This is a genomic window from Actinocorallia longicatena (assembly GCF_039534125.1).
Taxonomy (GTDB): domain Bacteria; phylum Actinomycetota; class Actinomycetes; order Streptosporangiales; family Streptosporangiaceae; genus Actinocorallia; species Actinocorallia longicatena.
Genome location: NZ_BAAAUV010000043.1, coordinates 13,834 through 39,543 on the forward strand (window position 1 = coordinate 13,834; position 25,710 = coordinate 39,543).

General features: G+C 71.9%; 29 protein-coding genes and 2 pseudogenes. 19 read left to right on the forward strand and 12 right to left on the reverse strand.

Annotated features, from left to right (window positions below; all coding sequences use genetic code 11):
- Position 1: 1 nt before the first annotated feature.
- The 4 genes from ABD785_RS38795 to ABD785_RS38810 all read left to right on the forward strand — a co-directional run bounded on the left by ABD785_RS38795 (position 2) and on the right by ABD785_RS38810 (position 2,962).
- The gene (locus ABD785_RS38795; protein WP_344839142.1) at positions 2–652 is read left to right on the forward strand and encodes a hypothetical protein; all 651 of its coding nucleotides are present in this window, start codon (positions 2–4) and stop codon (positions 650–652) included.
- The gene (locus tag ABD785_RS38800) at positions 649–1,164 is read left to right on the forward strand and encodes a hypothetical protein (RefSeq protein WP_344839145.1); all 516 of its coding nucleotides are present in this window, start codon (positions 649–651) and stop codon (positions 1,162–1,164) included. Before ABD785_RS38795 ends, ABD785_RS38800 begins: the two co-directional genes overlap by 4 nt.
- Positions 1,161–1,667 carry a hypothetical protein gene (locus ABD785_RS38805; RefSeq protein ID WP_344839148.1) on the forward strand — a complete coding sequence of 169 codons (507 nt, stop codon included), beginning with the start codon at positions 1,161–1,163 and terminating at the stop codon, positions 1,665–1,667. Before ABD785_RS38800 ends, ABD785_RS38805 begins: the two co-directional genes overlap by 4 nt.
- Before the next feature lie 71 nt (positions 1,668–1,738).
- Positions 1,739–2,962 (forward strand): PucR family transcriptional regulator, encoded by a 1,224-nt coding sequence (locus ABD785_RS38810; protein ID WP_486303556.1) that lies wholly within the window; start codon positions 1,739–1,741, stop codon positions 2,960–2,962.
- A 4-nt stretch (positions 2,963–2,966) separates the two neighbouring features.
- Here the strand turns inward: ABD785_RS38810 and ABD785_RS38815 are convergent, their stop codons facing one another.
- The gene (locus ABD785_RS38815; RefSeq protein WP_344839153.1) at positions 2,967–3,920 is read right to left on the reverse strand and encodes an acyl-ACP desaturase; all 954 of its coding nucleotides are present in this window, start codon (positions 3,918–3,920) and stop codon (positions 2,967–2,969) included.
- A 260-nt stretch (positions 3,921–4,180) separates the two neighbouring features.
- On the opposite strand from ABD785_RS38815, the gene ABD785_RS38820 reads away from it, so the two are divergent.
- Positions 4,181–5,371 (forward strand): PucR-like N-terminal domain-containing protein, encoded by a 1,191-nt coding sequence (locus ABD785_RS38820; RefSeq protein WP_344839155.1) that lies wholly within the window; start codon positions 4,181–4,183, stop codon positions 5,369–5,371.
- Here the strand turns inward: ABD785_RS38820 and ABD785_RS38825 are convergent, their stop codons facing one another.
- The 3 genes from ABD785_RS38825 to ABD785_RS38835 are packed head-to-tail and all read right to left on the reverse strand — an operon-like array spanning position 5,372 to position 7,185.
- Positions 5,372–6,121: a TetR/AcrR family transcriptional regulator gene (locus tag ABD785_RS38825; RefSeq protein WP_344839157.1), complete on the reverse strand. Its 750-nt coding sequence runs from the start codon at positions 6,119–6,121 to the stop codon at positions 5,372–5,374.
- 21 nt (positions 6,122–6,142) lie between these two features.
- Positions 6,143–6,556 (reverse strand): CoA-binding protein, encoded by a 414-nt coding sequence (locus tag ABD785_RS38830; protein ID WP_425547873.1) that lies wholly within the window; start codon positions 6,554–6,556, stop codon positions 6,143–6,145.
- Complete coding sequence (locus ABD785_RS38835; protein WP_344839160.1) at positions 6,553–7,185, reverse strand: DUF427 domain-containing protein; 633 nt, start codon at positions 7,183–7,185, stop codon at positions 6,553–6,555. Before ABD785_RS38835 ends, ABD785_RS38830 begins: the two co-directional genes overlap by 4 nt.
- A gap of 55 nt (positions 7,186–7,240) precedes the next feature.
- Here ABD785_RS38835 and hrpB point away from each other — a divergent pair, with 55 nt between their 5' ends.
- From hrpB to ABD785_RS38850, 3 genes are all read left to right on the forward strand, one after another.
- Positions 7,241–9,619, forward strand: coding sequence for an ATP-dependent helicase HrpB (gene hrpB / locus ABD785_RS38840; RefSeq protein WP_344839162.1), 2,379 nt, complete (start codon positions 7,241–7,243; stop codon positions 9,617–9,619).
- A 100-nt stretch (positions 9,620–9,719) separates the two neighbouring features.
- On the forward strand, positions 9,720–11,042 hold the full coding sequence (locus ABD785_RS38845) for a fibronectin type III domain-containing protein (protein WP_344839165.1): 1,323 nt from the start codon (positions 9,720–9,722) through the stop codon (positions 11,040–11,042).
- Positions 11,039–11,899, forward strand: a complete 861-nt coding sequence (locus ABD785_RS38850; protein WP_344839168.1) for a fibronectin type III domain-containing protein — start codon at positions 11,039–11,041, stop codon at positions 11,897–11,899. Before ABD785_RS38845 ends, ABD785_RS38850 begins: the two co-directional genes overlap by 4 nt.
- A gap of 8 nt (positions 11,900–11,907) precedes the next feature.
- Here the strand turns inward: ABD785_RS38850 and ABD785_RS38855 are convergent, their stop codons facing one another.
- Positions 11,908–12,429 carry an NUDIX hydrolase gene (locus ABD785_RS38855; RefSeq protein WP_344839170.1) on the reverse strand — a complete coding sequence of 174 codons (522 nt, stop codon included), beginning with the start codon at positions 12,427–12,429 and terminating at the stop codon, positions 11,908–11,910.
- A 209-nt stretch (positions 12,430–12,638) separates the two neighbouring features.
- Between ABD785_RS38855 and ABD785_RS38860 the strand changes: the two genes are divergently transcribed.
- On the forward strand, positions 12,639–13,007 hold the full coding sequence (locus ABD785_RS38860; protein ID WP_344839173.1) for a hypothetical protein: 369 nt from the start codon (positions 12,639–12,641) through the stop codon (positions 13,005–13,007).
- Here ABD785_RS38860 and ABD785_RS38865 read toward each other — a convergent pair.
- Positions 12,944–13,456, reverse strand: a complete 513-nt coding sequence (locus ABD785_RS38865; protein ID WP_344839174.1) for a MarR family winged helix-turn-helix transcriptional regulator — start codon at positions 13,454–13,456, stop codon at positions 12,944–12,946. The two genes, ABD785_RS38860 and ABD785_RS38865, sit on opposite strands and share 64 nt — an antisense overlap.
- 76 nt (positions 13,457–13,532) lie before the next feature.
- On the opposite strand from ABD785_RS38865, the gene ABD785_RS38870 reads away from it, so the two are divergent.
- A complete protein-coding gene (locus ABD785_RS38870) occupies positions 13,533–14,084 on the forward strand; it encodes a YceI family protein (RefSeq protein ID WP_344839177.1) in 552 nt (183 codons plus the stop codon).
- Between the two features lie 115 nt (positions 14,085–14,199).
- A complete protein-coding gene (locus ABD785_RS38875) occupies positions 14,200–14,841 on the forward strand; it encodes an HAD family hydrolase (protein ID WP_344839180.1) in 642 nt (213 codons plus the stop codon).
- 6 nt (positions 14,842–14,847) lie between these two features.
- Here the strand turns inward: ABD785_RS38875 and ABD785_RS38880 are convergent, their stop codons facing one another.
- Entirely contained in the window at positions 14,848–15,414 is a 567-nt protein-coding gene (locus ABD785_RS38880; protein WP_344839182.1) for a hypothetical protein, read from the reverse strand.
- A 128-nt stretch (positions 15,415–15,542) separates the two neighbouring features.
- The gene (locus ABD785_RS38885; RefSeq protein ID WP_344839184.1) at positions 15,543–15,752 is read right to left on the reverse strand and encodes an HGxxPAAW family protein; all 210 of its coding nucleotides are present in this window, start codon (positions 15,750–15,752) and stop codon (positions 15,543–15,545) included.
- A gap of 163 nt (positions 15,753–15,915) precedes the next feature.
- Between ABD785_RS38885 and ABD785_RS38890 the strand changes: the two genes are divergently transcribed.
- The 8 genes and pseudogenes from ABD785_RS38890 to ABD785_RS38925 form a co-directional block, all read left to right on the forward strand.
- Positions 15,916–16,539 (forward strand): dihydrofolate reductase family protein, encoded by a 624-nt coding sequence (locus tag ABD785_RS38890; RefSeq protein ID WP_344839186.1) that lies wholly within the window; start codon positions 15,916–15,918, stop codon positions 16,537–16,539.
- Between the two features lie 9 nt (positions 16,540–16,548).
- Complete coding sequence (locus tag ABD785_RS38895) at positions 16,549–17,184, forward strand: GntR family transcriptional regulator (protein WP_344839188.1); 636 nt, start codon at positions 16,549–16,551, stop codon at positions 17,182–17,184.
- A 115-nt stretch (positions 17,185–17,299) separates the two neighbouring features.
- On the forward strand, positions 17,300–17,968 hold the full coding sequence (locus ABD785_RS38900) for a cysteine hydrolase family protein (protein ID WP_344839189.1): 669 nt from the start codon (positions 17,300–17,302) through the stop codon (positions 17,966–17,968).
- Positions 17,965–19,572 (forward strand): SulP family inorganic anion transporter, encoded by a 1,608-nt coding sequence (locus tag ABD785_RS38905; protein WP_344839191.1) that lies wholly within the window; start codon positions 17,965–17,967, stop codon positions 19,570–19,572. The genes ABD785_RS38900 and ABD785_RS38905 overlap by 4 nt, the downstream gene beginning before the upstream one ends.
- Positions 19,573–19,592: 20 nt before the next feature.
- The gene (gene biuH, locus ABD785_RS38910) at positions 19,593–20,264 is read left to right on the forward strand and encodes a biuret amidohydrolase (RefSeq protein ID WP_344839193.1); all 672 of its coding nucleotides are present in this window, start codon (positions 19,593–19,595) and stop codon (positions 20,262–20,264) included.
- Positions 20,261–21,619: an allophanate hydrolase gene (gene atzF / locus ABD785_RS38915; RefSeq protein WP_344839195.1), complete on the forward strand. Its 1,359-nt coding sequence runs from the start codon at positions 20,261–20,263 to the stop codon at positions 21,617–21,619. Before biuH ends, atzF begins: the two co-directional genes overlap by 4 nt.
- Entirely contained in the window at positions 21,606–22,064 is a 459-nt protein-coding gene (locus ABD785_RS38920; RefSeq protein WP_344839198.1) for a PCC domain-containing protein, read from the forward strand. Before atzF ends, ABD785_RS38920 begins: the two co-directional genes overlap by 14 nt.
- A 195-nt stretch (positions 22,065–22,259) precedes the next feature.
- A pseudogene (locus ABD785_RS38925) lies at positions 22,260–22,763 on the forward strand (SGNH/GDSL hydrolase family protein); the annotation flags it as partial.
- Here ABD785_RS38925 and ABD785_RS38930 read toward each other — a convergent pair.
- The 4 genes and pseudogenes from ABD785_RS38930 to ABD785_RS38945 all read right to left on the reverse strand — a co-directional run.
- Positions 22,662–24,122 (reverse strand): RNA polymerase sigma factor, encoded by a 1,461-nt coding sequence (locus ABD785_RS38930; protein WP_344839200.1) that lies wholly within the window; start codon positions 24,120–24,122, stop codon positions 22,662–22,664. The pseudogene ABD785_RS38925 and the gene ABD785_RS38930 sit on opposite strands and share 102 nt — an antisense overlap.
- Positions 24,119–24,430: a YciI family protein gene (locus tag ABD785_RS38935; protein ID WP_344839202.1), complete on the reverse strand. Its 312-nt coding sequence runs from the start codon at positions 24,428–24,430 to the stop codon at positions 24,119–24,121. Before ABD785_RS38935 ends, ABD785_RS38930 begins: the two co-directional genes overlap by 4 nt.
- A 1-nt stretch (position 24,431) precedes the next feature.
- The gene (locus ABD785_RS38940) at positions 24,432–24,761 is read right to left on the reverse strand and encodes a YciI family protein (RefSeq protein WP_344839204.1); all 330 of its coding nucleotides are present in this window, start codon (positions 24,759–24,761) and stop codon (positions 24,432–24,434) included.
- Between the two features lie 86 nt (positions 24,762–24,847).
- Positions 24,848–25,710: pseudogene (locus tag ABD785_RS38945) on the reverse strand (hypothetical protein); the annotation flags it as partial.

Sequence of the window (25,710 nt, forward strand, 5' to 3'; positions counted from 1 at the left end):
GATGAACGACGAGACAGTGCAGGCCGGCACCGCTCCGGCCGAGCCGGAGCCCACCGACCTCGAGAGGGCCGAACGCGCCGAGAGGGCCGAACGCGCCGAGCGGGCAGAGCAGGCGGAGGAGACCGAGACCAGGGCCGGGCGGGGGACGGCGAAGAGTGCGCGACCGGACGCCCCGCCCGGCCCGTGGGGCCTGCTCCTGGCGGTCGCGCTGATCGTCGCGGCCTCCTGCGGGCTGCTGTTCCTCAAGCCCGTCGCCTCGGCCGACCAGGGGCCGGGGTCCGCGGCGGGCGCCGAGGTCATCGGGCAGGTCGGCGAGGGCCTGACGCGGATCTTCACCTACCGCGACGACGACCTGGCCGCCACCGAGCAGGCCGCGACGGACCTGCTCAGGGACCGGGCGCTGGAGCAGTACAGGCAGCTGTTCACCAAGGTCCGCGCCGAGGCTCCCGCGCAGCGGCTCGCGGTCGCCACCCGCGTGGTCAGGGCCGGGATCGTCACGCTCAAGGGCGACGACGCCAAGCTGGTCGTCTTCCTCGACCAGACCACCACGAGGGCGGGGGCGGCGGCGGGCACCCCGGTCGCGGCCCAGCTCCTGGTGACCGCGCACCGGTCGGGCGGCGCATGGAAGATCACGGATTTGAGGGCGGTGTGAGGCACTTCAGCCTGGCCAGGACGATGGTGGCGCTGACGGTCGTCGCGGCCGTGTTCGCGGTGTGGAGCGGCGTGTCCTGGTACACGGCCGCCCACTCCGAGGACCGCCGCTACTCGGCCCTGCGCGACGAGGTGCTGAGCGCGGGGGCGCAGGCAGTCCAGAACCTCAACACGCTCGACTACCGGGACCTCGACAAGGGCCTGCGGCTCTGGCAGGACTCGACCACCGCCGCCCTGTTCAAGCAGCTCGCCGACAGCGGCCCGGCCTTCCGGGACTCGGTGCTGAAGGCCAAGAGCGTCTCGACCGCGGAGATCTCCGAATGCGGCATCACCGAGCTCGACGCCCGGGTGGGCAAGGCCCGGCTGATCCTGTCCGTGCGGCTGACGGTCACTCCCGCCGAGGGCGATCCGGTGACCAAGAGACTGAGGGAGGTCGCGGAGATGACCAGGACCTCGCAGGGCTGGAAGCTGAGCGCGCTCGGGAACGCCCCGGAGACGGGAGGCGGGCAGTGAGGCGTCTCGCGGCCGTCCTCGCCGCCGCCACCGTCGCGCTCGGCGGCTTCTCCGCCTACGCATTCGACCGCGCGGGAGAGTTGCGAAACGCCGGTGTGATGACGAATACGGCACTCACCGACAACGCGCGCACGAGTGAGGTCAAAGGCGCGGTGGTCTCCGCCCTACAGGATCTTTTCTCCTGTGACTACACAGATCTCGCAAAAGTGGACCGGGCGGCCAAGGATCTTCTCGTCGGCGGTGCACCCGCACAATACGAACGGCTCTTCGGCCCGGTCCGCACGGCCGCCGCGGCCCAGGGAATAGTGCTCACGACAACGATCACCGACAGTGCGGTCAGGAGCCTCCAGGACGGCCGGGCGCGGGTGCTCGTCTTCGCTGACCAGGCCAGCAGCTCGGCGAAGAGCGGGAAGAGCGGACGTCAGTCGACGATGATGGCGGTCGACGCGGTCCGTCAGGGAGGCCGCTGGAAGATCGCCGGGATCGACACCTTCACCGGCTAGAACACCCATGTGTAACAAAAGTCGCCCTGCCTACGCTTTCGAGAGAAAGGAATAGGGAAAGGGGGGCTTTCGTGGGACTTCTCCAAGGAATTTTGGATTATGAGTCCAATAAGCGGACTCTGGATGAGCTGGTCCGTATATTCCGGCCGCAGTTGCCGGAGATAGCCCGGCTGGGCGTGCTCGCCATCGAGACCCAGGTTCCCGACTACGTCAGGCCGCACGACGCGCGCTACTCCGAGGTCATCCAGTCGGCGGTCGAGTACTCCGTCGGGCACTGGTTCGATCTCATCGTCGATCCGGAGGCGGACTCGGCCGAGGTCGTCCAGTTCTTCTACGACCTCGGCGTCGGCGAGGCCCGCGAGGGCCGGGTGAGCCTGGAGGTGTGGCAGACCTCCGCGCGCCTGGCGACACGGGCGACCGTCGACTTCATCTCCCAGCGCGCGCCGGAGGAGGGGCTCGACGTCCCCGGCCGGGTCGTCGGCCAGATCACCGCGTCGGTGCTGGCCTACATCGACGTCCTCGCCGAGGCCGTCTCCCGCGGGTACACCGAGGCCAGCGCCCGTGAGGTGGGGGAGTTCCAGGGCCGGCGCAAGCGGCTGCTCGACCTGCTCCTGGAGCCGGGACCCGAGCCCAAGGAGATCAGGGAACTGGCGGCCAAGACCGACTGGGCGCTGCCCCAGACGGTCGCGGTGGTGGCGGTGCTGGAACGCGAGGGCACCAGCCCGCGGCGTCCGGCGCTGCCGTCGGAGGTGCTGGTGGGCCTGCACCTCGACCAGCCGTGCGTGCTCGTCCCCGACCCCGACGGTCCCGGGCGGCGCAAGATGCTGGAGCACGGGCTGAAGGAGTGGATCGCGGTCGCGGGGCCGACCGTCCCGCTGACCGAGGCCGCCCGATCGCGCGACTGGGCCGGGCAGGGCCTGGGTCTCGCCGCGCGGGGGCTCGTCCCGACCGACGACCTGGTCATCGCCACCGAGCACCTGCCGTCCCTGGTGATCCTCCGGCAGGAGGACCTGGTCGGGCAGGTCGCCGAGCGGCGGCTCGGGCCGCTGCTCTCGCTGCGGCCCCGCCAGCGCCACGTGCTGGCCAGGACGCTTCTGGCCTGCCTGGAATCGGGGTTCAACGCGACCGAGGTCGCCACCAGGCTGCACATGCACGCCCAGACCATCCGCTACCGGGTCAGGCAGCTCGAGGGCCTGCTGGGCGAGGGGATGTACGACCCCGCCCAGCGGCTCGAGCTCCACATGGTCCTGCACGGCTGGCTCACCCTCAATCCGGAGGGCGCGGAGGAGGACTAGGGGCTCAGGCCTGACGGGCCTCGGCGCGGGCGCGCTGGGCGGCGCGGCGGTCCTCGAACTTGGTGGCCGCCTCGTCGAGGTTCTGCATGAACGCCGAGAGCTCGAGACGGGCCTGCTCGCCCTCGGCGTTCAGGCCCTCCATGTCCCACACGTTCCAGAACCGCAGGACGGGCGAGAGGACGTCGTCGTGGTGCAGACGCAGGTCGTAGATGCCGGCCTTGGCGATCTGGACGGACTTGCGCATGAAGCCGTCGATGGCGTGGCCCGGCATCTGGAACTCCCGGACGACGTCGGAGACGGCGCACATGGTGGCGGAGGGGTTCAGCTCGAACGCCGCCTTCAGCATGTTCCGGTAGAAGATCATGTGCAGGTTCTCGTCCTTGGCGACGCGGGTCATCATCGCCTCACAGAACGGGTCGCCGGAGACCTTGCCGGTGTTGCGGTGCGACACCCGGGTGGCCAGCTCCTGGAACGAGACGTAGGCGAGGCCGCGAATGGGGTCGGTGCCGTGTGCGGCGTCGTAGCCCTCCTGCATGTGGTGCATGCGGGCGCGCTCAAGGGCGATCGGGTCGATGGCCCGCGTCACCGTCAGGTAGTCGCGGATCACGATGCCGTGCCGGTTCTCCTCGGCGGTCCAGCGGTTCGCCCACCACATCCACGGGCCGTCCTGGCCGAGGGTCAGCTTCAGGGAGGCGTGGTAGCCCGGGAGGTTGTCCTCGGTCAGCAGGTTGACCAGGAGGGCCTCGCGCGACTCGGCGCTCACCTTGGAGTCGCCCGGCTCCCAGCCCTCCCCGCCCATGGGGCCGTCGTAGTCGCGGCCCTGGCTCCACGGAACGTACTGGTGGGGGAACCATTCGTCGGCCGCCGCCAGGTGGCGGTCGATCTCCTTCGCGACGATCGGCTCGAGCTCGGTGAGCGTCTCGAGATCCGAACGGGGGGAGGGGGAGGTGAGCGTCATGGTTCGTGACCCTTCGGTGGGATAAAGGCTAGTAGGAGATGGTGCCGGGAAAGATCCCTGTGGCGCCAGTCACTCAGGTCATGAAGTACGGAACGGAATTTGGCATGGGGGGCACTGATCGGGGTGAGCTTGTGGGACTCGGGATCCCGTAGTGAGTCGAACGATGGTGAGGGGCCTCATATTGCTCCGGTTCTTACAAGCGCTCGCGCGCATCCTGGGTGACTCTGTAGGACCCCGTGTGTCACAGAGGAGCCCCACCCATGACCCCACCCCCCTTTGACGCCCGTCCCTTCGAGGCCATCCCGTTCCGGCTGGCACGCCATCTCCGCATCGATCTCGTGCGGGTCGGCGAGGAGATCGTGAAGGAGCTGCACCAGGCAGAGACCGAATGGGCCGATCCCGCCGTCGGCGCCCGCGTCCGCGAGGGCGTCATGGGCGGCCTGAACCACTTCGCCGAGCTGGCCGAGGACCCGCACGGCGGCTGGGCCAGGCTGTCGCCCGGTTACGTCGAGATGGGCAAGCGCCTGGCCCGCGAGGGCCGCAGCCCCGACGAGGTCCACCACGCGCTCCGGCAGGCGGGCCGGGCGATGTGGCGCAGCGTCAAGGACGTGCTCGACACCCTCGACATCGACAGGAAGACCATCGGCCTGCTGGCCGACGCCCAGTTCAGCTACATGGACGCGGTCACCGCCGCCGTCCGCTTCGGCCACGAGTCCGAGGGCGAGGCCTCGCCCGAGGTGCTGGCCCGCAGGCGCGCCTCCCTGCTGTCGCTGCTGCTGGCAGAGCCGCGGCCCGACAGGGAGTCCGTGGCGGGGGCCGCGGACAAGGCCCGCTGGACCGTCCCGGGAACGGTCGCCGCCGCGGTGCTGTCCCCGCGCGACAGGTCCCAGCAGACCCCCCGCCTCCTGCCCGACGGCCTGCTCGTCGACTGGGGGCGCAACCAGCCGTGCGTGCTGATCCCCGACCCCGAGGGGCCGGGACGCGCGAGCCTGCTCAAGCCCCTGCTGCGCGAGTGGATCGTCGTCGTCGGGATGCCCGTGCCCGTCGAGCGGGCCGCGGAGTCCCACCGCTGGGCCCGCGAGACGCTCGCCCTGGTCGAGCGCGGCGTCATCGACGGCGACCGCCTCGTCCACTGCGCCGACCATGTGACGACCCTCGTCATGTTCGGCGCGAAGAACCTCCTCGACGCGATGGCCACCACCCGCCTGGCTCCGCTCGACGGCCTTCCCCTGGTGCAGCGCGAGCGCCTGACCGAGACGCTCCTGTCGCTGCTGTCGCACAACTTCAACGCCACCGAGGCCGGCCGCCGGATGCATGTGCACCCGCAGACCGTCCGCTACCGGTTCCGCCAGCTCGAGAAGCTGTTCGGCCCGGATCTGAGCGATCCGCAGCGCTGCCTGGAGATCGAGATGATCCTCCGCACCAGGCACGCCCTCGGCAGGGCCGGCTGACTAACCGGGTCCGAGCATCCGGGTGCAGTTGCCGATCATCCGCAGGGTCACGGCGTCGAGGAGGCTGCGGACGAAGAGGGCCGCCGGGCTGCCCGGCGGCTCCTGTTCCAGGATCCAGTCCAGCTTGATCGCGACGTCGGGGTCGTAGGCCGCGACCCCGACCAGCATCGAGGCGAACTGCACCTGCATGAGCACCTCGACCTGGGAGCGCGGCTCGCGCCGGTCCCTGAGCCACTCCATGGCCGTCCACTCGAGCCCCGCCATCCACGCCTGGAGGCCGATCCGGAGGGCGGCGGGCGGCTCGGCGATCTCCAGGGTCTCGTAGGTGAGCTGGAAGACCTGGTCGCGGACCTCGGAGGCGAGCTTGATGGCCTCCTGCGACGGCACGTGCATGCTCATCTGCAGCAGGTCGGCGTAACCGACGCCGTACTCCTCCAGGAAGTCGAAGTAGACCGTGATGCGGTCCGCGAGCTGCTGGGACGGCGAGCCGCCGAAGGCCACCGCGTCGAGCCGGGCGACCAGCTCGGTGCTCAGGGTGCGCATCGAGGCGAGATAGAGCTCGCCCTTGTCCTCGAAATGACGGTAGAGCGAGGAGCGGGAGGTCCCGGCGGCGGCGGCGATCTCGTCGATCGACACCTCCTCCTCCGACCGGCTGCCGAACAGGTTGATCGCCGCGTTGATGATCTCCTCGCGGCGCTGGTCGGCGGCCAGACGGCGGAAGGGCTGGCGCTTGCGGGTCTCCTCCGTCATGCGCGACACCCTAACCGTCTTTTACTTTCTGTGCCGGAGTGTCCATTCGACGGCGGGACATCGGTCCATCACGACGTCCAGACCCGCGTCGCTCGCCCGCCGGGCCGCCGCCTCGTCGATGACGTCGAGGGGCAGCCAGACGGCCTTGGCGCCGGCCGCGATGGCCTCGTCGACCACCGCGCCCGCCTGGGAGGTGCGCCGGTAGACCCCGACCACGTCGATCGGCACCGGCACCTCGGCGAGGGTCGCGTAGGCGGGCTCGCCCAGGACCTCCGCGCGCGACGGATGCACCGGAATGATCTTCTTTCCGCGCTGCTGGAGCAGCTCGGCCTGCTGGTAGGCGGTCCGGTCCGGGTTTCCGGACAGGCCGACGAAGGCCCAGGTCCCGCTCTCCCAGAGCAGGCGGCGGATCACGTCGAAGTCGGCGTGGGTCACCAGCGCTCCCCGTCGACGTAGATCTCGGTCCGGTCGGGGTAGAACGAGAGCAGGCCGATGATCTTCTGCGACTCCGGCAGCGGGGCCGGGTAGGACCAGGCGACGTCCTCGATCCGTTCGCCCTCGGCATCGAACGCCCAGTACTCCGCGCGCCCCTTGTAGGGGCAGTGGGTGACGGTGCCGGTGGGCTCCAGAAGATCCATCCGGGCGTGGGTCTTGGGCAGGTAGATCCTCGGCGGGAGACCGGTCTCGAAGAGGATCCTCGGCGCGTCGGACTCGGCGATGGTGACGCCGCCCGCGACGACCCTGACGTGCCGGGAGCTCTGGAGCACGTCGATCCGGGTGTAGGGGCTGCGGGGATGGACGAAGATCTCCTCATCCTCCTCGAACCAGGCGTCGACCTGGTTCCACGGGAACGTCACGTGGTCGCCGAAGCCCTCGAAGTTCTTGATCTTCTTCTCGTCGAGGTGACCGTCGGCGACGTCCTCGACGGGGAAGTAGTAGGCCGGGTAGCGCGGGTTGTGCCAGACCAGCAGCGGGCGCGCGGTGTCGGCGATGGTGACGCCGCCGATCTGAGCCCTGACCCGCTTCGCGCCGCGTTCGGCCTTCAGGCCGCTGTCGGTTCCCATACCGGCGGCAACGCCGGGCACGGCCGGGGTATTTCCGGCCGCCTATCCTGATCACATGCGTGGTGACGACCTGCCGATCCGCTCGGTCCTGCCCGAGCTGGCGGCGGCCCTGGACGGCGGTCTGGCGGTGCTGACGGCTCCGCCGGGGACCGGCAAGACCACCCTCGTGCCGCTGTCGCTGCCCGGACGGGTCCTGGTCGCCGAGCCGCGCAGGATCGCCGCGCGGGCGGCCGCCCGCCGGATGGCCTGGATGCTGTCGGAACCCGTCGGCGGGTCGGTGGGGTTCACGGTCCGCGGCGAGCACGTTCCGGGCGGCAGGGTGCAGGTCGTGACGACCGGCGTCCTGCTCCAGCGGCTCCAGCACGACCAGGAGCTCGACGGGGTGGACACGGTCGTCATCGACGAGTGCCACGAGCGGCATCTCGACGCCGACACCGCGCTCGCCTTCCTGCTCGAGGTGCGTGAGACGCTCCGGCCCGACCTGCGGATCCTCGCGGCGAGCGCCACCGCGGACGCCGGCCTGTGGTCCGGGCTGCTGGGCGGCGCGCCCGTCGTCACCGCGTCCTCCGTGCTGCATCCCCTCACCGAGATCTGGGCGCCCCCGCTCAGGCCGGTGGCCCCCGCGCACGGGCTGCGCGTCGATCCGGCGCTGCTCGACCATGTGGCCGCGACGGTCCGGCGGGCGCTCACCGAACGCGAGGGCGACGTCCTGTGCTTCCTGCCGGGCGTCGGCGAACTCCGCAGGGTCGCGGCGAAGCTCGGCGGGCTGAACGTGCTGGAGGTGCACGGGCAGTCCCCTGCCGACGTCCAGGACGCGGTGCTGAGCCCGTCGGGGGAGCGGCGGGTGATCCTGGCGACCGCCGTCGCCGAGTCGAGCCTCACGATCCCCGGCATCCGCACCGTCGTCGACTCCGGGCTGGCCCGCGAGCCGCGAACCGACCTCGCGCGCGGGCTCGGCTCGCTGACCACCGTCCGGGTGTCGCGGGCCGCGGCCGAGCAGCGTGCGGGCCGGGCCGCCCGCGAGGCGCCCGGCGCGGTCTACCGGTGCTGGCCGGAGGCCGAGCGGCTGGACCCCTGGCCGCAGCCGGAGATCGCCCTGGCCGACCTCACCTCCTTCGCGCTCCAGGCCGCGTGCTGGGGCGATCCCGACGCCTCCGGTCTCGCGCTGCTGACCCCGCCGCCGCAGGCCGCGATGACCGTGGCGGGGGAGACCCTGCGGGCCCTCGGCGCGGTCGGCGCCGACGGCCGGGCCACCCGGCGCGGACGGCTGCTCAACCGCATGGGCGTCCATCCCCGGCTCGGCCGCGCCCTCCTGGACTCGGCCCCGGTGATCGGATCCCGGCGGGCGGCGGAGTTCGTCGCGCTGCTGTCGGAGCCGCTGCCCCGTGAGGCGCCCGCGGACCTCGCGGCGGCCTGGCGGTCGCTGCGGCACGATCCGCGCTGGAAGAAGGAGGCGGCCCGGCTGGAACGGGCGCTGCCGGAGCCGGTCGCCGGCGCCGGCGCACCGGGCGACCAGGCCGCGGGGCTGGTCGTGGCGCTGGCCTTCCCCGAGCGGGTCGCGCGGAGGCGGCCGTCGGGCGGCCACCTCATGGCCTCCGGGACGGCAGCCGACGCCCCCGGCTCCCTGGCACAGGCGCCGTGGCTGGCGATCGCCGTCGCCGACCGGCAGGCCGGCAGCCCGTCGGCCCGGGTCAGGCAGGCCGTGGAGATCGACGAGACGACGGCCCGCGAGGCCGCCGCGTCCCTCCACCGGATCGGCGACGAGGTCACCTGGGACGGCCGGAAGATCGTCGCCAGGACGGTCGAGTCGCTCGGCGCCATCGAGCTCCACGCCAAGCCGCAGCCGCGTCCCGATCCCGGCGCCGTCCAGGCCGCCCTCGTACGGGCCCTGCGCCGCGACGGCCTCGGCGTCCTCACCTGGACCGAGGCGGCGAAGGCCCTCCGTACCAGGCTCGGCTTCCTGCACCGAGCGCTCGGCGATCCCTGGCCCGCGGTCGACGACGAGGCCCTGCTGGCCCGCGCGGACGGCTGGCTGACCACGACCCCGGCCAGGATCGACGTTCTCGCCCTGCTGCGAGGCCTGCTGCCCTGGCCGGAGGCGTCCCGGCTGGACGAGCTCGCCCCCGAACGCCTGGCCGTGCCCTCCGGCTCCTCCCACCGGGTCGACTACTCCGGTGACCAGCCGGTGCTCGCGGTGAAGCTCCAGGAGGTCTTCGGCTGGAAGGCCACTCCCGAACTCGCGGGAGTGCCCGTCCTGCTGCATCTGCTCTCGCCCGCGGGACGCCCGGCCGCCGTCACCGCCGACCTGGCCTCGTTCTGGTCGAACGGCTACCGCTCCGTCCGCTCCGACCTGCGCGGCCGCTACCCCAAGCACCCCTGGCCCGAGGATCCGACGACCGCCGAGCCCACAAGGCACACCACGCGGCGCCGCTGAGCGGATCGCGCATTCGGCACAAAGCGGAGGAGAGAATGCGCGGCCGAGTGGCTACCGGCGGGTAGGGAAACGCTCATAGGTTCGGCTCGAGGTGAGCCACATGAGATCCGTCGCCAGAGCGATGGCCCTGATCGTCCTGCTGGGCGGACTGACCGCCCTCGGCACCGCCCCGGCCGCGGCCCTGCCGGTGACCAAGGACGTCGGGCTGAAGTGCGTCCTGCCAGGGGCGTCCGCCGTCCCGGCGACGCTCCGGGTCACCGCCGACGTCCCGGCTAAGGTCGCGGCGGGCGAGCGGTTCGAGGTGGAGCTCGATGTCACGCTCTCCTTCGCGGTGGCCCCTCCGCCGGTGCCGATCACGGCGAGGGCGAGCCAGGTGTCGACCCTGGACCTGCGCGGCGTGGGCGGCAGGGACTACCGGGACCTGACGACCGCGTTCGGGCCGTCCGGCGTCTCCGCCGGCGGCCAGGTGTCGCTCACGGGCCGGACCTCGGTGACGGCCCAGATCCTCCGGTCCTCCTCCCTCGACCTGTACTGGCTGCTCACGGGCGTCAAGGTGGAGGTCGGCGCGGACAAGGGCACCTGCGACCTCGACCCTTCCGGGAACGCGCCCGTCGGCCACGTCGAGGTCGGGCCGCCCGGCCCTGACACCGTGCCGCCGGCCGCGCCGGGGGGCCCGGTGGCCGCCAGGATCTACGACACGCTCGTGAGCCTCGACTTCACCCCCGCGACGGACGACACGGCCGTCGGGGGCTACCGGGTCTACGACGGCGACCGCGTCGTCGGCGACCACCCCTACCCCAGCACGAGCGGGGTGCAGGTCATCGGGCTGACCCAGGCGACCACCTACACGTTCACCGTGCGCGCCTACGACCTCCGGGGCAACCTGTCCGCGCCGAGCGAGCCCGTGACGTTCACGACGGTCAGGTCGTCCTGGCCCGTCCGGCAGCGGCTCAGCGGCTCGCTGCGGACCGGGGGCGGCACCGCCGCGCTCGGCGGATCGATCGAGGGCCGGTACCTGACCGGGGGCTTCCTCGAGGCGCAGACCGACATCGCCCCCACCACGATCACCGGGACCGCCTGGGGCTTCCTGGCCGTCACGGCGGAGCTGGAGATCGTCCCGCTGACCCGGACGACCGGCTCCACGGTGAACGGGGTCATGACGGCGGGGCCGCTGACCTGGCGGCTGGAACTGCCGACGCTGACCGTCCTCGGGGTCACCCTGCGGACCCCGGCCTGCGCGGCGACGATCACCCCGAAGCTCACCGGCCCCTACGACAGGGAGCGAGGCGGCTCGCTGAGGGGCGTCGTGGACATTCCGGCGTTCGGCACCTGCGGATCGTTCGGCACCTTCGCCACCAGCGTCTTCTCCGGTCCCGGCAACGACCTGACCCTCGATCTCGGCGCCCGGGAGGCCACCCCGTGAGAAGGTTCCTCAGCACCGCCGCCCTCGCCGCCCTGGCCGTCCTGGCCGGGCCCGTCCCGCCCGCGGCGGCCGCGGACACCGCGCCGACCGTCCCAGGACGCCCGTCGCTGGAGTCGGCGGGCCGGTTCACCGTGACGCTCTCGTGGCCCGCCGCCTCCGACGACACGGAGGTCACCGGCTACGACCTCTACGTCGACGACATGTACTCCCAGCACGTGACGGGCACCACGGCGGTCGTCACCGAGCTGTACTACGGCTCCTCGACGTTCAGGGTCAGGTCCAGGGACGCCGCGGGCCACGCCTCGCGGCTGAGCGCCCCGCTGGTGGCCGAGCCGGAGGGGCCGGGCTCGGTCCGCCCCGACTGGTTCGGCTTCACCCTCAAGCTCGGCGGCACGGCCCACGCGCCCGCGATCGGCGCGTCCCTGCCCGTCACCGGGACCTTCGGGGGCAACGGATACCGGAACGACTCCGGCTTCGCCGCGCACCTGAGCCTCGGCCGCACCCAGGCTGACCTCCGGCTGTACGGGATCCCGTTCACCTCGGTGGTGGAGTTCGGCCGCCCCGCCCTCGAGGTGATCACCAACGGGGTCTCCTGGTACGGCCCCGGCCCGCTGAGCGTGCGGGTGAAGAGCGAGGTCCGCCTCCCGGCGGTGCAGTTCCTCGGCGCGACCCTCGCGGGCGGCCCGGACTGCCGCACGGAGTCGCCCGCGGTGCTCGACCTCGCCTCGGACGCGATCAGCATCTCCACCGGCGGCACCCTGGCGGGAACCTTCACCCTCCCGGCCTTCCGGGACTGCGGCCCCCTGGCCTTCGCCCAGCCGGACCCCGCCCCCCTGACCCTGACCCTCGCCCCGTAGCCCCGCCGCTAGGACGGCGGCGGGGTGAGGTGGGCGAACTCCGGGTGGTGCCAGGGCAGCTCGACGGGCCCGCCCGTCGCGGTGCCCTGCAGCAGCGGCGGAAGCAGCTCCTGGAGACCGTGCGGCACGACGGCCTCGACGTCCGCCGCCAGCTCGTCCTGGGTCCACCAGCGGATCTCGGCGATGAAGTCGCGTTCGTAGTGGGTGAACCCGGAGGTGTCGGGCTCGAAGGACGCCGCCCGGTGGAAGAAGTAGGAGTCGACCGCCCACCGCATCCTGCCGTCCCAGTCCCCCTGCCAGTAGCCGCGGGCGGTCGCCACGACGGGCCCCAGGTCCTCGGCCGCGACGACCAGCCCCGTCTCCTCGCGCAGCTCCCGCACCCCGGCCTCGACCACGCTCTCCCCGGGATCGATCCCCCCGCCGGGCGTGAACCACCGCCCGCCCTCGGCCTTGTCCCGGAACAGCAGCAGCCGGTCGCGCTCGTCCACGAGCAGCACCCGGGCACTCGGCCGGTGAATCAGATCTTCCATCCCCCGATCGTAGAAGACCCCCGGAGACCGCCATCCCGGCATCGTCGCGGCCGACGGAGAGCACCCTGACGTCACATCTTTGTGCTGGTATCGGGTATTCGCCCCTGTGACCTCGGACTCTTCTGGCGCCCGGAGGGGCCGGAAGGGAACTCGCGGTCACGGTTGTGCCGTTAGCTGTTGCTCAGGCAGTGGACCCGAGGAGGCACGGAGTGAGGATCCCGAAGCGCGTCGACGCCGCGTGGGACTGGGCGGAACGGCACGGCAGGGCGCTGACCCTGGGGATCCTGGTGGTGGTCGCCGTCGTGGGAGCGCTGGTGATGCCGACCCTCGGCGCACTGGCCGTCGGGCTCCTCATCGGGGGAGTGGTCGTCTACCGGCGGCTCGCCCGCAGGATCGAGCGGCTGCGGGCCGACAACGACCAGCTCCTGCGCGACAACGGCAACGTGCACCACCAGCTCGCCCTGATGCGGCGCGGCGTCAAGCAGGAGTCGTCGCTGTCGACGCAGGTCCTGCCCTACATCCCGGACTCCGAGGAGCAGGTGGTGGCGTTCGACACGCCGACCCCCGCTGACGGCTGATCCGCCCGGCCCGGCCCGTCCAGGACCTTCCTCGTGATCTCCTCGAGGGCCTCGGCCCCGGACGGGCCGAGCGGGGCGAACAGCCGCCTTCTGATCGTCTCGGCATGCCCCGGGGCCGCCGCCTCGAAGGTGGACAGGCCCGGGGCGGTCAGCGTCACGAAGGCGCCCCTGGCGTCGGAGGGGCACTCCTCCCGCGCCACGAGCCCGCGCTTCTCCATGCGGGTGAGCTGGTGCGACAGCCTGCTGCGCTCCCACCCCATCGTCTCGGCCAGCGCGGACACCCGCAGCCGGTGATCCGGAGCCTCGGAGACGTTCACGAGGACCTCGAAGTCGGCGGCGGAGATCCCGGACTCGGTCAACTGGCGGGCAAGAGACGCCATGAGGTCCCGGTGCAGGCGAAGAAATCCGCGCCATGTTCGTTGTTCCTGGTCAGAGAGCCGCTCGGTCATGTCGGCGAGTTTACTTGACACGTCACCAATCCGGAGTAGGCTCTGACTTGAGAGTTCAACTTCTGAGGAGGCAGACATGTCCACCGACTACACCGCGCTGACCGGCACCTACACGCTCGACACGGCTCACACCCGGATCGGCTTCTCCGCCCGTCACGCGATGGTCACCAAGGTCCGTGGCTCCTTCAACGACTTCACCGGCACCGCCGTGGTGAACGGCGAGAACCCGTCGCAGTCGTCGGTACAGCTCACCATCGAGGCCGTCAGCATCGACACCCGCAACGAGCAGCGCGACGGCCACCTGCGCACCAACGACTTCCTCGAGGTCGAGAAGTACCCGCAGATCACCTTCGCCTCCACCTCGGTCGAGCAGGCCGGCGACGACGTCTTCCGCGTCACCGGCGACCTGACGATCAAGGACGTCACCAAGCCCGTCACGGTCGACTTCGAGTACCAGGGCTCGGCCAAGGACCCGTTCGGCAACACCCGGATCGGCTTCGAGGGCTCGGTCGGCATCGTCCGCAGCGACTTCGGCATCACCTTCAACGCCGCGCTCGAGACCGGCGGCGTCCTGGTCAGCGACAAGGTCAACCTCGAGTTCGAGATCTCGGCGATCAAGAACGCCTGAGAGCTCGACGGCTCGGCGACGGCGGGCGGCGGCACCACGGGTGGCCGCCGCCCTCGTCGCGTCGGGGGATCTTCCGCCAGGAAAACCGCTTGGCAGGTCTTCTAGGCTGGATGATGTGAAGCACATTGTCTGGGACTGGAACGGAACCCTGCTCAACGACCGGGACGCCGTCCTCGGCGCCACCTACGAGGTGTTCCGGGGCACGGAGGCCGACGGCGTGACCGCCGAGCAGGTCGTCGCGGCCTACACGCGGCCCATCTGGGTGACCTACGAGGCGCTGCTCGGGCGGCCGTTGCGCGAGGGGGAGTGGGAGCGGCTCGACGCCCTCTTCCACGACCACTACGAGCGGCTGTTCGCCGAGGCGCTCCTGGCCGTGGACGCCCAGCGCGCCCTGACTCTGTGGGAGGGCGCGGGACGCACCCAGTCGATCCTGTCGATGGCCGGGCACGACCACCTCGTCCTGACGGTGGAGAAGTTCGGGATCACTCCGTTCTTCCGCCGGGTCGACGGCCTGCGCGGAGCCGCCGGGGGCGGGAAGGCCGAGCACATGGCCGTGCACGTGGCGCAGCTCGGCGTCGACCCCGCGGACGTCCTGGTGATCGGCGACGCCGCGGACGACGCCGTGGCCGCGGCCCATGTCGGGGCGCACGCGGTCCTCTACACCGGCGGGATGCAGCGCCGCGAGGAACTGGAGCTGGCCGGGGTGCCCGTCCTGGACAGCCTGATCGAGGCCCTGGCCTTCGCCGGAGTGAGCTGAGGGAGGTCAGGCGCGGCGGTAGGTCCAGGTTCCCCGCAGGGTCCTGCCGCCGTAGTCGACCCGCTGGGTGAGCTTCAGGGCGCGGGCCTTGCAGGAGAACGCCGCGGTGTAGGGGATTCCGCTGAACTCGCCGGACTGGAGCAGCGTCACCACGCTCTGCGCCGCGGGATCGTAGGTCAGCGGCCTGCTCTGGTGCAGCTTCAGGGTGGCGCCGCCGCCGGCCCGGGCGACGTTCCCGACCAGCCGGGAGCCCGAGACCCTGGTGGGGACGCTGAGCGACCTGCGGTAGAGCAGCCAGCCGACGACCTTGCGGTTGCCGGTCGTCCCGGTCTCGCCGAGCTTCTTGGACCGGGCGAAGGAGTGGGTCGCGGTCGCGCCGTCGAACCTGAGGACGGCCCCCGCCCCGCCGGTGATGCGCAGGTGGGTGGAGGCGGAGTCCACCCGGAGCGAGGCCTTGGTCAGCTTCCAGGTGCCGACCACGCACCGCTGGCGAGCCGAGGCCGAGGCCGCGGGGGCGGAGATCGACGTCGCCACCATCGCGGCCGCCGCGCACACCGCCGCCGTGCGGATCACTTCAGCCTCCCAAGATGAGTCGAGGACGACTTTATCCGGGTGCGTCCGTCCTCCGCCCGCGTGGAGCGGATCGCGTCCGGTCTACCGGGCCGCGATCCGCCCGGCCAGGATCATCTCCTGGCGTCCGGTCACTGCCGGACGGGCTCGTCGAGGACGACGTCCTCCATGATCCCGAAGACGAGGGCGAGCACCCCGCCGAGAACCGCGATCCCCGAGCCGGCCCAGAACATCGGCCAGTTCTGCAGCGGCAGGCCGAGGCCGCCGATGAGGAAGCCGATGAAGATCACGGAAACCGCGACCCAGGACTTGGGGCTACCACCGTGACCGCCAGCAGACATCTCGTTAGGCCTTTCGACAAGGGGTTGAACAACAGGTAGAGCATAGTGCCGACCGTCACGGGCCACGTGCCGACCCCTGGGGTCGGGGCCGTCGGCACGACATCCGGCAGGGTGCGCGGCGACGGAGTCGATCGTGCGGCCCCGCCGGGGGAAGATGGTTCTCATGGACGACTACGCCTACCCCGCCGACCGCCCCTGGCTGCGCGCCAACATGATCGCCAGCATCGACGGCGCGGCCGTCGGAGCCGACGGCAAGACCGGGCCGCTCGGGGGAGAGGCCGACCACACTCTCTTCCACCACCTCCGCGGCCTGGCCGACGCGGTCCTGGTCGGCGCCGGGACGGTCCGCGACGAGGGGTACGGCCCGGTCAAGGACGGCAAGCCGCTCATCGTCGTCTCCCGGACCCTGGACCTCGACTTCGACGCCCCCTTCTTCGGCGGCCGGACCATCCTGCTGACCGTCGAGGACGCCCCCCGGCTGGCCGAGGCCAGAAGGCACGCCGAGGTGATCGTTGCGGGCCGCTCCTCGGTGGACTTCGCCGACGGCCTCCAGGAGCTGCACGCTCTCGGCCTCACCCGGCTCCTGTGCGAGGGGGGACCGGTCGTCCTCGCCCAGATCGCCGCCGCCGGCCTCCTCGACGAGCTCTGCCTGACCGTCAGCCCGCACCTGGTCGGAGGCTCGTCGCAGCGGATCCTGCAGGGCCCGCCGGTGGGCGTGGAGCTGGCCCTGTCGGGAGTGAGGCAGGATGGTGACCACCTGTTCCTGAGGTACGCCCGACAGAACTGAGGTGCCCGCTTGGACCCGCTGGAGCCCCCGAGCCTGGTCGAACTGGTCGTCCGGCGGCTCCGCGACGAGATCCTCAGCGGCGCGCACGCACCGGGGGAGCGGCTCATCGAGGAGCAGATCTGCGCCCGGTTCGGCATCAGCAGGGCGCCCCTGCGCGAGGCGCTGCGCCTGCTGGGCCAGCAGGGACTCGTCGAGCACCTGCCCCGGCGCGGCGTCCGGGTGGCGGAGCTGTCGGCGCAGGACGTCGACGAGCTGTTCGGGCTGCGCGACGTCCTGGAGCGCTACGCCGTCGAGACCGCGCTTCCCGGGCCCGTCTCGCTGAAGCCCCTGTCCCAGGCGCTGGAGGGCATGGCCAGGGCGGCCGAGTCCGGTGACGCCCTCACCGAGAACGAGGCTCACCGCGCCTTCCACCTGGCCCTGGTCGGCCTGTCGGGCCACCGCCAGCTCCTGCACGTCTACGAGCCGGTGATCCTCAAGCTCCAGATCTACATGGCCGCCAACCTCCAGCGCGAGGCCGCCACCCTCCGCACCCCGGCCGAGGGCGTCATCCGGCACCGCCGCCTCTACGAGGCCGTCGCCTCAGGGGACGCGGAGACCGCCCTGACCGCACTGGCGTCCCACGGGGCCCGCACGTACATCTCCTGAACAGGCGTGTCCCCGGTGAGGTGGTGCTAACGCGCCTGTAACCGGCGGCGGCCGCCCCCGACATATTTCTGTCGACAATCGACGGTTAGGAGATCGGGGGAGAGACGGAGTCGCCATGACGATGCTTTCCGTCGAGGCCGAGCCCTACGCGTTCGGTTTCGACATCTCAAAGACCGCACTGGTTCTGATCGATATGCAACGGGACTTCGTGGAGCCGGGGGGCTTCGGGGAGACCCTCGGCAACGACGTCGGCATGCTGAGAAAGGTCATTCCGCCCCTCCAGGAGGTCCTGGCGGCGGCGCGGGCGGCCGGGATGCTCGTCGTCCACACCCGGGAGGGGCACGAGCCCGATCTCTCGGACTGCCCGCCGGCCAAGCTCAACCGGGGCGCGCCGTCGCTGCGGATCGGGGATCCGGGCCCCAAGGGCCGCATCCTCGTCCGCGGAGAGTACGGCCACGACCTGATCGACGAGCTGAAGCCGCTTCCCACCGAGACCGTCATCGACAAGCCGGGCAAGGGCTCGTTCTACGCCACCGGGCTCCAGGAACTGCTGGAGTCCCGGGGGATCACGAGCCTCGTCGTGACGGGAGTGACCACCGAGGTGTGCGTGCACACCACGGTGCGCGAGGCCAACGACCGGGGCTATGAGTGCCTCATCCTGTCCGACTGCGTGGGCTCCTACTTCGAGGAGTTCCAGACGGTCGGGCTCAGCATGTTCTCAGCGCAGGGCGGCATCTTCGGATGGGTCGCCGCGTCCAAGCAGTTCCTGGAGGTCCTTCCGTGACGACCACGCCCACCGACACCCCGGAGAAGGACGGCCTGAAGCTGCCGTACTGGACCGGCGGCGACACCAACGCCTTCTTCGGGCTCGGCTTCAACGTCATGGTCAACGTGCTGGTGCTGACCGGCCTGTGCCTGGGCGTCATCAACATCCCGGGCAGCGACGTCTTCGGCGTCATCCTGCCCGCGATGGGCATCCAGCTGCTGATCGGGAACGTCTACTACACCTACCTGGCCCGGCGCCTGGCGGCGAAGGAGGGCCGCACCGACGTCTGCGCGATGCCCTACGGGCCGTCGGTGCCGCACATGTTCATCGTCACGTTCGTGGTCATGCTGCCCACCTACCTGTCGACCAAGGACCCGGTGAAGGCCTGGACGGCCGGCATCGCCTGGGCGTTCATCATCGGCCTGATCGTCCTGGCGGGCGCGTTCGTCGGCCCCTACATCCGCAAGTACACCCCGCAGGCCGCGATGCTCGGCACCCTGGCCGGCATCTCGATCGCCTTCATCTCGATGCGGCCCGCCGCCCAGATGTGGGAGGCCCTGTGGATCGCCCTCCCCGTCATGGTGATCATCCTGATCGGCTTCTTCACCGACCTGAAGCTGCCGTTCGGGATGCCGGTCGGGCTCGCGGCGCTGCTCGTCGGCTCCGCGATCGGCTGGATCGGCGGCTACATGGACACCGCGGACGTCACCGCGGCGGCCAAGGACATCGGGATCGGCCTGCCGACCCTCCAGCTCGATCTTCTGATCGACGGGCTCAAGGAGGTCTCGCCGCTGCTGGCGACGGCCATCCCGCTGGGCATCTACAACTTCACCGAGGGCATGACCAACGTGGAGAGCGCCTCGGTCGCCGGTGACGACTACAACCTGCGGGCCGTCCTGATCGCCGACGGTGCCGGCGCGGTCGTCGGCGCCGCTCTCGGCTCGCCGTTCCCGCCCGCGGTCTACATCGGGCACCCCGGCTGGAAGGCGGCGGGCGGCCGCACGTCCTACTCGCTGGCCAGCGGGGTCGTCATCGCGCTGTTCTGCTTCCTCGGCTTCTTCTCCCTGCTGGGGGCGCTGCTGCCGACACCCGCGATCGTCCCGATCCTGCTCTACATCGGCCTGCTGATCGGCGCCCAGGCCTTCCAGGAGGTGCCGAAGATCCACGCGATCGCGGTGGTCATGGCGCTCATCCCGAACATCGCCTCGTGGGCGACCGGCCTGATGGACAACGTTCTCAGCGCGGCCGGCACCTCGGCGGCGACGCTCGGGGAGGACAAGCTGCTCGGCGCGGGCGTCGTCTACACCGGGCTCAAGCTGCTCGGTGGCGGCGCGATCCTCGCCGGCCTGGTGCTGGGGGCCATCGTGGCCTTCATCATCGACCGGAAGTTCCTGTGGGCGGCCGGATACGCCACGGCCGGGGCGGTGCTGTCGTTCATCGGGCTGATCCACGGCGAGAAGGTCGAGTGGAACGCCGACGGCCAGGTGGCCCTCGGCTACCTGCTGGCGGCCGTCCTGCTGCTGGCGTTCGGGTACTCCGAGCTGAAGGGCCGCTTCGCGAAAGCGCCTCCGGAGGCGCTGGCGTCACCTGCCGAAGACGCGGAAGTCACGGCGGCGAAATGAGCGCGAGTTACGGTCCGGTGGTGGCCGAACCCTACTCCTGGCCCTACGACGGCCGGTTCACCCCCGAGCGGACCGCCGTCATCTGCATCGACTGGCAGGTCGACTTCTGCGGCAAGGGCGGCTACGTCGACGCGATGGGCTACGACCTCGCGCTGACCCGGGCGGGCCTCGAGCCGACGGCGCGGCTGCTGGCGGCGCTGCGTCCCCTCGGATTCACGATCGTCCACACCCGCGAGGGGCACCGGCCCGACCTGTCGGACTGCCCGCCGAACAAGCTGTGGCGGTCGAAGGGCATCGGGGCGGGCATCGGCGACGAGGGGCCGCAGGGCCGCATCCTGGTCAGGGGCGAGCCCGGCTGGGAGATCGTCGAGGAGGTCGCGCCGCTGCCGGGCGAGATCGTCATCGACAAGCCGGGCAAGGGCTCCTTCTACGCCACCGACCTCGACCTGCTGCTGCGGACGCGCGGGATCACGCACATCATCCTCACCGGCATCACCACGGACGTGTGCGTGCACACGACCATGCGCGACGCCAACGACAGGGGATACGAGTGCCTCCTGCTCACCGACTGCACCGGCGCGACGGACACCGGCAACTACGAGGCCGCACTCAAGATGATCACGATGCAGGGCGGGGTGTTCGGCGCGATCGCCCACTCCTCGAACCTGCTCGCCACCCTGGGAGGCACATGAACGACATCGCGGAGCTGTCCCGGCGCTACGGCGCCGGGACGGCCCGGCCCGAGGACACCGTGGCCGAGGTCTACGACCGGATCGCCCGACGCGGCGACGACGGGGTCTGGATCCTGCTGAGACCGCGCGAGGAGGTCCTCGCCGAGGCCGCCGCGTTGCCCGGCGGGCCGCTGTACGGGATCCCGTACGCGGTGAAGGACAACATCGACGTGGCGGGCCTGCCCACGACGGCCGGCTGCCCGCAATACGCCTACACCCCGGCCGAGAGCGCCCCGCTGGTGAAGCGGCTGCGCGGGGCCGGGGCGATCCTCATCGGCAAGACCAACCTCGACCAGTTCGCGACGGGCCTGTCGGGCACCCGCAGCCCCTATGGGACGTGCGAGTCGCCGCTGGTCCCCGGCCTCATCTCGGGCGGCTCGTCGTCGGGGTCGGCGGTCGCCGTCGGGGCCGGGCTGGTGCCGTTCGCCATAGGCACCGACACCGCGGGCTCCGGCCGGGTCCCGGCCGCCCTCACCGGGACGGTCGGGCTGAAGCCGAGCCGCGGCCTGGTCAGCACCCTCGGCATGGTCCCCGCCTGCGCCTCGCTGGACTGCGCGAGCGTCTTCGCCGGATCGGTGGCCGACGCCCTGACCGTGCTCAGGGTCATCGGCGGGTTCGAGGACGGCGATCCCTGGTCGCGTCCGCTGCCGGTGCCCGCGGAGACCGTCGCGGCGGGGCCGCTGCGGCTCGGCATCCCGCGCAGGCCCGAGTTCTTCGGCGACGCCGCCGCCGCGATGGCGTTCAAGGGGGCGCTCGCCCGGCTGGCCGAGCTGGGGCACACGCTCGTCCAGGTCGAGCTGGAGCCGTTCCTGAAGGCGGGGAAGCTGCTGTACGGGGGCGCCTTCCTCGCGGAGCGGCTGAGCGCGATCGGCGAGTTCACCGACCGCCATCCCGAGGCCGTCCATCCGGTGACCCGCCGGGTCCTGCGGCCCGGCCGGTCGCTCAGCGCCGTCGACGCCTTCACCGACCTGCACGCCCTCCAGGCGCTGCGGGCCGAGACCCTCCCGGCCTGGCGGCGGATCGACGCCCTCGTCGTGCCGACGGTCCCGACCACCTACACGGTCGCCGAACTGCGCGAGGACCCGATCGGCCGCAACCGCACGCTCGGTCACTACACGACCTTCGCCAACCTGCTGGACCTGGCGGCGATCTCCGTCCCCGGCGGCATGACGGCCATCGGCCGCCCGCACGGGATCACCCTGCTCGCCCCGGCGGGCCACGACGCACTGATCGCGGGAGCCGCGGCCGCCTTCCACGCGGCGGCCGGCGGCCCGGCCGCGGTACCGATCCGGGAGAACGCCCATGCGCAGCAGTGAACTGACCACCGGCAGGACCTTCGGCGTGATCTTCGACCTCGGCGAGGACTTCTTCACCGCGCTCGCCGACTTCTGCAAGGCCCGTGAGGTCAGGCAGGGCTACATCCCGATGTTCCTCGCCGCCTTCTCCGACGCCGACCTGGTCGGCACCTGCACCCGGGTCGAGGACCCGATGGCCCCCGTCTGGTCGAACGTCCACGTGACGAACGTCGAGGCGATCGGCTGCGGCTCCCTGGCCTACGACCCGGACACCGACCAGGTCCTCCCGCACGTCCACGCCTCGATGGGCCTCAAGGAACAGTCCGCGACGGGCCTCACCAGCCACCTGCTGGGCGCCACCGTGCAGTTCGTCACCGAACTCGTCGTCGTCGAGGTCCTCGAGCCCAGGATGCTCCGTCCCAAGCAGCCCCACATGTACGACGTCCCCCTCCTGGAGTTCGGCTAGGACCGCCTGGGGGCGGTCCGTTCACCTTGAGGACATACGCTCACCCTCCACTGTTCACGGATGGTTGGAGACGTGTTGAGCGACTTGATCGGCGTCATCGGGATGGCCGCCTCCCGCTTCGCCCGGCCGGAGGCCCCGCACCGCGGCCCGATGGGCCGCTGGTGCGACGGCGTGGTCGCGGTCCGGGACCAGCGGATGTCCTACGCCGACTTCTGGCGCAGCCAGAACGCCGCGGCCCTGGAATCGGGCGGCCCCCTCTGGGTGGTCCTGGGTGATTCGACGGCCCTGGGACTGGGGGCCCATCATCCTCTCGGCGGTTACGTCGGCCAGACCAGGGCGCGCCTGGCCGAGACCACCGGCACCGAATGGCGGATCGTCAACCTCGGCGTCTCCGGTGCCCGCATCGCCCACGTCCTGCGCGACCAGCTCCCGCGGCTGGCACGCCTTCCCCGGCCGGCCCTGGTCACCTGCGGCGTGGGCGCCAACGACATCCTGTACACCCCGCCTTCGAAGCTGGCCTCCGCCTACCGCTCCCTCGTCGACGAGCTCCCGGCCGCCACCACCGTCCTGGACCTTCCCGTCCCCTCCGGCCGCCTCTCAGCCCTGGGCCGCTACGTCACCCGGATCAACACCACCATCCACACGGCCGCCCACGGCCGCGCCTTCTCCGTGGCCGCGGTCTCCCGGCGCTTCCGCGCCCCCTGGCCCGGCAAGTTCGCCGGAGACAACTTCCATCCCTCCACCCGCGGTTATCGCGACTGGACCGCCGCCCTCCTCACGGCCCTCTGACGACGGTGGAGCCGCCTGAGCCGACGCGGCCGTCGCCCGCCGTCGCAGGAAGCGGCGCTCGGCGTCGGTCGGGGCCAGCGCCAGGGCGCTCTCGTAGGCCAGTGCGGCCTCGGCGTGGCGGCCGAGCCTGCGCAGGAGGTCGGCGCGGGCCGCGGGCAGCAGGTGGTAGCCAGGGAGGCGGGGCTCGAGCGGGGGGAGCAGGGCCAGGCCCGCCTCGGGGCCCTCGGCCATCGCGACGGCCACGGCGCGGTTGAGCTCGATCACCGGCGACGGGTTGAGCGCGGACAGCCGGCGGTACAGCAGCGCGATGCTCCGCCAGTCGGTGTCGGCCGGTTCCGCGGCGACCGCGTGGCAGGCGGAGATCGCGGCTTGGAGCAGGTACGGTCCGGGACGCTCCGGGGGATCGGCGTCGAGCAGTGCCAGGGCCTCGTCGATCGCGGCGCGGTCCCACCGGGAGCGGTCCTGGGCCTCGAGGGTGACCAGATCACCGGCGTCGTCGATGCGGGCCTCCCGGCGCGAGTCGTGCAGGAGCATCAGGGCGAGCAGGCCTCGCGCCTCCGGTTCGCCGGGCATGAGGTCCGCGAGCACCCGGGCCAGCCGGATCGCCTCCGCGGTCAGGCCCGGCCGGGTCGGCTCGGGGCCCGAACCGGCCGAGTAGCCCTCGTTGAACAGCAGGTAGAGGACGGCCAGGACCGCGGTCGTCCGCTCGGGGAGCAGCCGGGCGGGCGGGATCCGGTAGGGGATGCCCGCGTTGCGGATCTTGCGTTTGGCCCGGACGATCCGCTGGCCCATGACCGCCTCGGGGACCAGGAAGGCGCGGGCGATCTCGGCGGTGGTCAGCCCGGCGAGGGTGCGCAGGGTCAGGGCGACCCTGGCCTCCATCGACAGCGCGGGATGGCAGCAGGTGAAGATCAGCAGCAGCCGGTCGTCGGGCACGACGTCGTCCTCCTCACGCTGGGCGTCCTCCTCGAGCCGGGCGTGCGGCTCGGCTGCGGCCGTCACGGCTGCGGTTGTCACGGAGTGGTCGCGCAGCCGGGCGGCCTCGACCGTGCCGCGCCGGAGCCGGTCCAGCGCGAGGTTGCGGGCGGTGGTGGTGAGCCAGGCCCCGGGACGGAGCGGCACGCCGTCCCGGGGCCAGGCGCCGAGGGCGCGCGCGAAGGCGTCCTGCGCGCACTCCTCGGCGAGGTCCCAGTCACCGGTGAGCCGGATCAGCGTCGCGACGATCCGGCCCCGCTCGGTGCGGAAGGCCTCTTCCAGCGCGGCCTTCACGCCGTCCAGAACGGCCTCACCTCGATGGCGCCGAACGCGGCGACCGGGTGCCTCGCGGCGATCGCGACGGCCTCGGCCAGATCGGCGCACTCGAGGACGTCGTAGCCGGCGACCTGCTCCTTGGTCTCCGCGAACGGCCCGTCGCTGACGAGGGCCCCCGAGTCCCGGACGGTCGTCGCGTCGCTCTTCCAGGCGAGCGGCCCGCCCTCGAGGCGGCGCGTCCCGGCCTCGGCGATCCACGGTTCCGGATCGACGAACTCCCCGGGGGCCAGGTCCTCGTGGACGCGCACCAGCAGCAGGAACTTCATCTCAGGCCTCCGGGAAGGGACGGATCTCGATCGCGAAGCCCGCGGACGAGGGGTGGGCGGCGGCCGTCTCCATGGCCTCGTCGAGATCCGAGCACTCGACGATCTCGAACCCGGCGATCTGCTCGGTGGTCTCGGCGAACGGCCCGTCGGTGACGAGCGTCTCGCCGCCCCGCACCCGGACGACCGCCCCCTCCGGCCGCAGCCGGACGCCCGCGTGCGGAATCCCGCGCCCGGCGAGCGCGGTGTCCCACTCCCGGTAACCCGGCGAGGCGGCGATCTCCTCCGGCCCCGCCCCGTTCCCGTCGTCGGTGATCAGCAGCATGTACCGCATCCTCGGCTCCTCTTCTCAGGCTGTCGTCACCCGGACGACGAACCCGGAGCCCGATTTCGACCGCCCGTCCGGAAGATTCTCTTCCCTCAGCCCGCTTCCGCGGTGGCGGTGGCGGTCGGCTCGACGGTCACCGGCGGCGAGGTGGGCGCCGGTTCCCAGGTCATCTGCCGCCGGCAGGCGCCGCCGTTCCTCGCGTTGACGGTGATGGTGGCCTGGCCGCCCGCGGCGCGTTCGTCGGGGGTGAGGCTGAAGGTGACGAAGGCGTTGACGCCGGCGGTGGTCGTGCCGGTGCTGCTCGACAGGGAGCCGGGCCCGTCCAGGACCGCGTTCCAGCCGAGCGGCCCGCCGGTGGAGCTGAAGCCGATCCCGCCGCTCTTGCCCGGCGGGATCGCGTACGGGCTCTCGTCGGTGCAGACGAGGGTGACGTGCGCGGGCGGCGGGGTCGTGGGCGGCGGCGTCTGGACGGCGGAGGGGCTCGTGGCGTCCGGAGCCGGCTCCGGGGTCTCCGTCTCCTCGTCCGCTGGCGGGGTGCTGATCTGGCCGGTGGACGGCGTGGTCGGAACGGCGGTGAGGGAGGCGTCCTCCTGGCCGGTCAGGTAGATCGCCAGGGCGGCGCCCCCGGCCACCAGGACCGCCGCCAACAGGGCCGACAGGACGGCGATGCCGGGCCGGAACGCCGTCCGCCGGGGAACGGCCATCAGGGGAGCCGGGCGGTAGGGCGGCGGGACCGGTGCGAACGGCCGCTCCGATCCGTCCCATCGGGCCGGGACGTGGGCGTACCGCTCGGTCGTCGCGGCGTCGGCGCCCGCGCGCTGCTCGCCCGCCGCGAGGAGCGCGGTCGGCGGCACGCCGGGCTCGGGGGGCACGGGGACCGCGGCCGGCCCGCCCAGCAGCCGCATGAGCAGGTCCTCCGCCGTCGGACGCTGCGCGGGCTCCTTGCCGCGGGGGT

What these genes read in the sequence shown, in the direction of transcription:
- hrpB (WP_344839162.1), top strand. Translation starts at nt 7,241, where the DNA reads ATGCGTGGTGACGACCTGCCGATCCGCTCGGTCCTGCCCGAGCTGGCG.
- ABD785_RS38835 (WP_344839160.1), bottom strand. Translation starts at nt 7,185, where the DNA reads ATGGGAACCGACAGCGGCCTGAAGGCCGAACGCGGCGCGAAGCGGGTC.
- ABD785_RS38935 (WP_344839202.1), bottom strand. Translation starts at nt 24,430, where the DNA reads ATGAAGTTCCTGCTGCTGGTGCGCGTCCACGAGGACCTGGCCCCCGGG.
- ABD785_RS38900 (WP_344839189.1), top strand. Translation starts at nt 17,300, where the DNA reads ATGACGATGCTTTCCGTCGAGGCCGAGCCCTACGCGTTCGGTTTCGAC.
- ABD785_RS38795 (WP_344839142.1), top strand. Translation starts at nt 2, where the DNA reads ATGAACGACGAGACAGTGCAGGCCGGCACCGCTCCGGCCGAGCCGGAG.
- ABD785_RS38885 (WP_344839184.1), bottom strand. Translation starts at nt 15,752, where the DNA reads ATGTCTGCTGGCGGTCACGGTGGTAGCCCCAAGTCCTGGGTCGCGGTT.
- ABD785_RS38815 (WP_344839153.1), bottom strand. Translation starts at nt 3,920, where the DNA reads ATGACGCTCACCTCCCCCTCCCCCCGTTCGGATCTCGAGACGCTCACC.
- ABD785_RS38940 (WP_344839204.1), bottom strand. Translation starts at nt 24,761, where the DNA reads ATGCGGTACATGCTGCTGATCACCGACGACGGGAACGGGGCGGGGCCG.
- ABD785_RS38870 (WP_344839177.1), top strand. Translation starts at nt 13,533, where the DNA reads ATGTCCACCGACTACACCGCGCTGACCGGCACCTACACGCTCGACACG.
- ABD785_RS38855 (WP_344839170.1), bottom strand. Translation starts at nt 12,429, where the DNA reads ATGGAAGATCTGATTCACCGGCCGAGTGCCCGGGTGCTGCTCGTGGAC.
- ABD785_RS38825 (WP_344839157.1), bottom strand. Translation starts at nt 6,121, where the DNA reads ATGACGGAGGAGACCCGCAAGCGCCAGCCCTTCCGCCGTCTGGCCGCC.
- ABD785_RS38845 (WP_344839165.1), top strand. Translation starts at nt 9,720, where the DNA reads ATGAGATCCGTCGCCAGAGCGATGGCCCTGATCGTCCTGCTGGGCGGA.
- ABD785_RS38890 (WP_344839186.1), top strand. Translation starts at nt 15,916, where the DNA reads ATGGACGACTACGCCTACCCCGCCGACCGCCCCTGGCTGCGCGCCAAC.
- ABD785_RS38920 (WP_344839198.1), top strand. Translation starts at nt 21,606, where the DNA reads ATGCGCAGCAGTGAACTGACCACCGGCAGGACCTTCGGCGTGATCTTC.
- ABD785_RS38820 (WP_344839155.1), top strand. Translation starts at nt 4,181, where the DNA reads ATGACCCCACCCCCCTTTGACGCCCGTCCCTTCGAGGCCATCCCGTTC.
- atzF (WP_344839195.1), top strand. Translation starts at nt 20,261, where the DNA reads ATGAACGACATCGCGGAGCTGTCCCGGCGCTACGGCGCCGGGACGGCC.
- ABD785_RS38865 (WP_344839174.1), bottom strand. Translation starts at nt 13,456, where the DNA reads ATGACCGAGCGGCTCTCTGACCAGGAACAACGAACATGGCGCGGATTT.